The organism is Candidatus Caldatribacterium sp. (assembly GCA_014359405.1).
Taxonomy (GTDB): Bacteria; Atribacterota; Atribacteria; order Atribacterales; family Caldatribacteriaceae; genus Caldatribacterium; species Caldatribacterium oleiphilum.
In genome coordinates, this window is record JACIZN010000107.1 from 1 (window position 1) to 6,514 (window position 6,514).

Below are 6,514 nucleotides of genomic sequence, written 5' to 3' on the forward strand. Positions count from 1 at the left end.
AAGAAAGTTCCGAAGGAACAACCTCATCCTCCGTCAAAATTTCGGACCCGGGTTCTCCTTCGCCTTCAGGAGGAAGAACCTCAACCGGAGCATCCACCACTTCCTCCCCGGAATTGATCACCTCGTCCTCCACCGGAGCACCTATTGCTTCCTCCGTCTCCTGGGGCTTCGAGGCAGAAGCATCCATCAGACTGCAACCGTCCACCACTTCGTCGTCCCCGTCCTCAAGAATCCTCCCGCACTGGATTTTCCCGCACTGTGAAGTTGCCTGAGGCTCATTCGCCATCCAGTCCTTGAGGTTTTCAAGAAGGAGGGTGAAGAACTCGACCAGGGCTTCCTTCTTCCCCTCGACGGAGAACGCAAAGACCCCATCTTCGCTTCGGGCACCGCTTACGGTCACGTTTCCTCCCTCAAGGCGAAGGGTCACGCTGAAGTTCTCCACCATTTCCAATAGATCCGAAAAGAGGGTGGGAAATTCCTGCAGAGAAGGAAGCTCTGTGGGTGCCTGGGTGGTGGAACTCTCTCCTATGCTTGGGCAGCTCAACGATGTAGCGCTCGGGGTGCTGCTCAAAGGGCAGGAGAGAGATGTGCTTTCCTCGCCGGCAGAAGAGCAAGAACCGCACGACTTCGATACAGGGAAAGAAAGGGGGGTGGCGAAGGAAGCTACGTTTTTGAAGTACGCATCAAGGAACGCACCGAAATCATCCCCGCTCTTTGTCTCCCCCTTCTTCACCGCAGTATTCCCAGGGGAAAACTCCGGAAGCACCGGAATACTGGGAACAAAGAAGAAACCGCTCACCCTGTCACCTCCTCTCACGCATTTTCTTCAAAATCGAAGCGGCTCTCTCCACACTCATGGCGTTGAGAATTCGAGCGGCATCGCGCTCTTTCATTGCCGAAAGAACCTGCACCACCTCCTCATCACTCCACTGCTCTAAGATTTTTGCCGCATCCTGCGGCTCCATGGCGCTGTAAATCCGGGCAATTCGGGTGAGATTCCGGGTTTCCGAAGGCGAAGGTGATGGAAGCACCGAAGGGGCCTCAGAGGGAAGGGGTGTTACCGAAACGGTAACCTGAGATGCCGGTACCACCTCTTCCTGCGCCTCTTGCACCTCTTTTTCCTCTCCCTCCTTGGCAACCTCTCCCTCAGGAGAAGCCGTCTCCACAAGGGTTGGCCCAGGGTAGAGGACCTCAGGCGTTCCTTCCGGGGCAATTGAGGCCGTCTCCTGCTGTGCTGTAACCTTATCCTTGCCGAGGGGAAGGAACCGCAGAAACGGCAGATCTACCATTCCCGTGAACTGGAGAAAGAGAAGAAATGTAAATCCGAAAACAAGGGCAAGGAGAGCCGTTCCTCCCCCTCCCCCTTTTTTCTTCTCCGTCTTTGTCCGCGTGATGCCTCCTGCAGTAACCTTCTCCCTTGCTACTCTCGGTGCCTTCTTCCCCTGCACGTCTTACCCCTCCAGGACCTTGCGAATAAAGGTTTGCGTCTCTTCAAAAGGAGGAACCCCACCGTACGCCTTCACCCTTCCAGGACCGGCGTTGTACGCCGCAAGGGCAAGCTCAATCTTCCCAAAGCGGTCAATAAGGCTTCGAAGGTACCGCACCCCACCCTCGATGTTCTGCCGAACGTCAAAAGGGTCTGAAACCCCAAGGTCCTTACAGGTCTCGGGCATGAGCTGCATGAGCCCCATGGCGCCTTTTGAGGAAAGGGCCTTGGGATTCCCTCCCGATTCAACTTCGATGAGCTTTCGAATCAAATGGGCGCTCAGCTGGTACTTCCTCGCGCATTCCTCCACGATCTCGTCAAAGGAAGAAGAACTCTGGGGAGAAACCTCTTCCCTGAGCTTCGCCCCCTGGGGAGCGAAAACTCCGAAACGTTCTTCGATTTCCCTGATTCGGGCAAGCACCCGCGCTACGCTTCCGAACACAAATCCTCCCACCTCGTGTAGCGCTGCACGGCAATCTCATCGAGGGCCTTCTGGTTGTTGCGCTCCACCTCAATCCTGAAGCTTTCGTAGTCCTTCTCCCGGAGCTTTTCCATAACCTTCCGTTCCATGGCTGCAGCCACGAGTTCCTCCCGAGTCTGGCGAATTTGCTCTTCGATCTGGCGAAGGTACATCTTCATCCGCTCAATGCGGAGACGAAGCGCCTCGAGGCAATTCTCGTAGAACATCTCCTCTTCCAAGGCAATGGACCCGTTTTTCTCCCGCATGGCCCGGCGCTCGGAAAGGAGCGCCCTTTCTTCTTCCTCTATACTCTTCAGGCGTTCCCTCTGGAATTCGGCAAGACGCTCAAGTTCGGCAAGTTTCACCTCTATGAGCTCTTCCCTGAGCCGGCAGGTATCGAGGACCTTCTGGAGCCGAAACTGGTACCCCTTCATCCGATAACCTCCCCGAAGAGTTCCTCAAGTCGCCGCATGGTTTCCTCAAAAGGAGCAGGTTCATCAATCCCCTGGCGGAGGAATTCCCGAACCCGGTCGATCATCGAAAGGGCATAATCAATTCGAGGGTTCGATCCTCGCTCATAGGCACCGATGTTTATGAGATCCTCCGCATCCTGGTACACCGAAAGAACCTCTCTGAGTTTCTGCGCCATAGCCTGGTGACGAGGAGTGGTGATATCGGGCATGAGACGGCTCACGCTCTGAAGGATATCAATAGCCGGGTAGTGGCCAGAGAAAGAGAGTTTCCGGGAAAGGACAATGTGGCCGTCGAGGATAGAACGGACAGTATCGGCAATTGGGTCGTTCATGTCGTCCCCTTCGACGAGAACCGTGTACAAAGCGGTGATGGTCCCCTGGGCAAAGTTTCCAGTCCGCTCCATGAGGCGGGGGAGCATGGTGAAGACCGAAGGGGTGTACCCACGGGTTGTGGGGGGCTCACCAACGGCAAGCCCCAGCTCCCGCTGGGCCATGGCAAGACGGGTCACCGAATCCATCATGAAGAGCACGTCTTTTCCTCTGTCCCGAAAGTACTCCGCAATCGCTGTGGCACAGAAAGCGGCCTTGATACGCAGGAGGGGGGCCTGGTCTGAGGTGGCCACAACGATGCAGCTCCGCCTCAACCCTTCCTCTTTGAGGTCCCGCTCGATGAACTCCTTGACCTCTCTCCCCCGCTCACCCACAAGGGCAATGACGTTGACTTCGCTTTGAGCCCGTCGAGCGATCATGCCAAGGAGGGTGCTCTTCCCCACGCCACTCCCCGCAAAGATTCCAACCCTCTGCCCCTTGCCACAGGTTAAAGCCGCGTCAATGGCCCGGATACCAAGAGGAAGCACCTCTCGAATCCGCCGGCGAGAAAGGGGATTGGGCGGATCGCACTCAAGAGGGTACTCGGTTTCAGCTTCAATTGGTCCCTTGCCATCGATGGGCTCCCCCAAAGCATTGAGGACCCTTCCCAGAAGACCCATGCCCACTTTGGCTTTTCCTCTTTTCCCCAAGGCGACGACTTCACTCCCCAGTTCAATGCCGTTTCGGTCTCCAAGGGGCATGAGGAGTGTTCGCTCTCCCCGGAAGCCCACAACCTCTGCGAGGATCTCCCGCCCTCCCTCCCGGGAGCGGATGGCGCAAACCTCTCCGACGCTGCAGGATGGTCCCTGGGCCTCAACGACAATCCCAACGGACTGGACGACTCTCCCGTTCACCCGGAGAGTCTCAATTTCTCTCAGGCGTTCCCGAATCCTCGCCACTTTCCACATGGTCTTCCTCCGCAAGGATACGTTCCACTTCTTCCCGTAAGATAGCCACCTGGGTCTCAATCCGGGCATCCACATTCCCAAACTGCGTTTCTACGATGCATCCCCCTCTTTTGACCCGGGGGTCTTCCTTCACCTCAAGGAATTCCAATCCGTCGACGCGCCGGAAAAGGTCTTCTTTCATCTCCCGCACCAAGGCGCACTCTTCAGGATTCACCCGAACGATAACCCTCTCCCTCTGGGAGAGTCGAAGGAGAGCCCGGGCAACGGTCTCCCCCACAAACGGCACTCGTTCTGCTTCTCTCTGGATAATTTTTTCTGCCAAAGCGAAGACGAGATCCACAAGGGGCTCTCGAAGAACCTCAAAGTTGTGCTTCCGAGCCCTGGTGAACTCCAGAACCAGGCGCTCGAAAACGGCCACCTTCTCCTCCCAGGACCTCCGGATGGCCTCCCGGGCTTTCCTTTCTCCCTCATGCCATCCCTCTTCGTAGGCTTTTTTACGGATGGCTTCGGCCTCTTTTTTCGCCTCTTCCACTATGCGTTTTGCCTCTTCTTTCGCCTCCTGGAGGACCATCTCCCGGAGCTCTGCAAACTCTTCAAGGGATGGAGCAACTTGTGGTTCCTGCAAATCTTCTTCCTCTTTTTCCTCGCGCCCCACAAGGACGCACCGCTTCAGGTACTCCACGCGCTTATATACCTTAGACAATGATTTCGTCCTCCCCTCCGCGGGCAATGATGATTTCTCCGGCTTCCTCAAGACGCCTGATAACGTTCACAATCTTCTGCTGTGCCTCGTTCACCAGGCGAGCCCGCACCGGTCCCATGTACTCCATGTCCTCCTTGAGCATCTGAGCCGCACGCTGGGACATATTCCGGAAAATCTTCTCCTGGACCTCTTGAGATGCTCCTTTGAGGGCAAGGGCCAGGTCTTTTGTGTCAACCTGGCGGAGCACAAGCTGCACTGCCCGATCGTCAAGAAGGACAATGTCCTCAAAGACGAACATCTGGGACTTGATTTCTTCGGCAAGTTCCGGGTCCTTCTCCTCAAGGGCTTCAAGAATGCTCTTTTCCGTTCCCCGGTCGCTCTTGTTGAGGATCTCGATGAGCTTCTTCTTCCCACCCACCCGGGCAAAGTCCTGGGTCAGGAAGGTGGAAATTTTTCGCTCCAGGACAGCTTCAATCTCCCGCACGACTTCAGGGCTTGTGCGGTCCATGAGGGCGATGCGCATGGCTACCTCACCACGAATATTTTCGGGGAGATTGCCAAGAATCGTCGCTGATTGCTCTGGCTTCAAGTACGAAAGGATGAGGGCAATGGTCTGGGGGTGTTCCCCCTGAATGAAGTTGAGAATCTGCAGAGGATCAGCCCGCCGCAGAGCTTCAAAAGGTGTAACCTCCAAAGTCGCTGAAAGGCGAGAGATGATTTCCTGTGCCCGATGAGGACCCAAGGCCTTTTCAAGGAGTTGCCTTGCGTAATCGATGCCACCCTGGGAAATGTAGTGCTGGGCAACGGCCATGTGGTAGAATTCATTAATGACTTCGTCCCGAACTTCCGGAGGAACCTTTTCCAAGGTTGCGATCTCAAGGGTTAGGTCCTCGATTTCCTCATCGGTCAAGCGCTTGAGAACCTGAGCTGCAAGGTCTGGCCCAAGGCTCACAAGGAGAATCGCTGCTTTCTGCTTTCCCGTGAGGTGCCGGCGAGGGACAAGGGCCATACGTCTCACTCCTCACTCAGCCAGTTTCGAATAAGCTTTGCCACGTCATCGGGATTGGTCTGAGCAAGGTGCTGGATTTCTTCTTCCATTTTTTTCTGGAGCTCAAGGCGCATTCGTTCCTCAGGGGTGAGTTCTGGCAGGCGGACTGAGGGGAGTTCTTCGACGCGTTCCTCTTCCTCGGGAACTTCTGGGGTCTCATAGAACTCTGCCACCACTTCCTGGGGGGCTGTCGCGGCAACAAGAATTCTCCGCCCAAGGGTGTAGAAGAGGAGAGCAAAGAACGCCACAAGACCGTACTTCAGGAAGAGCTCAACAAGGTCCATGAGCTTCTGTGTCTTAAGGGCTTTCGCTTCTTCCTCCCACATGGCTCGGTTGAAAGGCAGAGCCTCCACGATGAGCGTATCGCCCCGGGCAAAGTCAATGCCTGCTGCAGCCTGGACAACGGAGCGCACCTTCTCAACCGCCTCCTGAGGCAGAGCACTGTCCACAAGAACAGCTACCGAAAGGCGCTCAATCCTCCCGGGGGAAGAGCTGAAACGCTCAAGAATCCTGTTCACCTCGTAATTGACCGTCGATTCCCTTCGGGCATAGGTGTTCTGCCTACCTCCCTCTTCCTGTTCCCCGTAGATGGGGATATTTGAGGCCACTCCTGCTGTGCCTCCAGGAGGCGTTGCCGACCCCTGGTACCGCTCCTCGGTCTCCTTGGTGCTTCGAACAATGCCCTCGCCCTCGAGCACTGGCTCGAAAACTTCTTTCTCTCCCTCCCGGCGCTCAAAGTTCAAATCGGCACTCACCCGGACTACCGCCTGACGAGTCCCCAAAACACTCTCAAGCATCGTTTGAATCCTCCGGGTGAGCACTTCCTCCACCTCGCGTTTCACATCAAGTTGCGTTGCGGTGAGATTCGCAAGACCAAGAAGGGTTGTGCCTTCTTCTGTTCCACTCGCCAGGATATTCCCCCGGTCGTCGATGATGGCAACCCGCTTCGGATCAAGGCCCTCGACGCTGTTGGCCACCAGGTGGGCAATAGCCTCAATCTGGCTTTCTTTGAGAGTCGCCCCGGGGCGGAGCCGCAGATCCACTGATGCCGTGGGTTGCTTCTCCTC

At 56.1% G+C, this 6,514-nt stretch carries 8 protein-coding genes; all 8 read right to left on the bottom strand.

All coding sequences use genetic code 11. The annotated features are described in order from the left end of the window. Nucleotides 1-799, bottom strand: a 799-nt coding sequence (locus H5U36_08240) for a hypothetical protein (GenBank protein ID MBC7218109.1), incomplete at its 3' end; no start/stop codon positions are given. A 4-nt stretch (nt 800-803) separates the two neighbouring features. After that, nucleotides 804-1,448, bottom strand: a complete 645-nt coding sequence (locus H5U36_08245; protein MBC7218110.1) for a hypothetical protein — start codon at nt 1,446-1,448, stop codon at nt 804-806. Nucleotides 1,449-1,451: 3 nt separating this feature from the next. After that, entirely contained in the window at nt 1,452-1,928 is a 477-nt protein-coding gene (locus H5U36_08250; protein ID MBC7218111.1) for a lytic transglycosylase domain-containing protein, read from the bottom strand. Continuing rightward, on the bottom strand, nt 1,913-2,380 hold the full coding sequence (locus H5U36_08255) for a flagellar FliJ family protein (GenBank protein ID MBC7218112.1): 468 nt from the start codon (nt 2,378-2,380) through the stop codon (nt 1,913-1,915). The genes H5U36_08250 and H5U36_08255 overlap by 16 nt, the downstream gene beginning before the upstream one ends. Further along, the gene (gene fliI, locus H5U36_08260) at nt 2,377-3,696 is read right to left on the bottom strand and encodes a flagellar protein export ATPase FliI (protein MBC7218113.1); all 1,320 of its coding nucleotides are present in this window, start codon (nt 3,694-3,696) and stop codon (nt 2,377-2,379) included. Before fliI ends, H5U36_08255 begins: the two co-directional genes overlap by 4 nt. Further along, complete coding sequence (locus tag H5U36_08265; GenBank protein ID MBC7218114.1) at nt 3,653-4,399, bottom strand: hypothetical protein; 747 nt, start codon at nt 4,397-4,399, stop codon at nt 3,653-3,655. The genes fliI and H5U36_08265 overlap by 44 nt, the downstream gene beginning before the upstream one ends. Then, nucleotides 4,392-5,408: a flagellar motor switch protein FliG gene (gene fliG / locus H5U36_08270; GenBank protein MBC7218115.1), complete on the bottom strand. Its 1,017-nt coding sequence runs from the start codon at nt 5,406-5,408 to the stop codon at nt 4,392-4,394. The genes H5U36_08265 and fliG overlap by 8 nt, the downstream gene beginning before the upstream one ends. A 5-nt stretch (nt 5,409-5,413) precedes the next feature. Continuing rightward, nucleotides 5,414-6,514: flagellar M-ring protein FliF (gene fliF / locus H5U36_08275; GenBank protein MBC7218116.1), on the bottom strand; the 1,101-nt coding region annotated here is incomplete at its 5' end.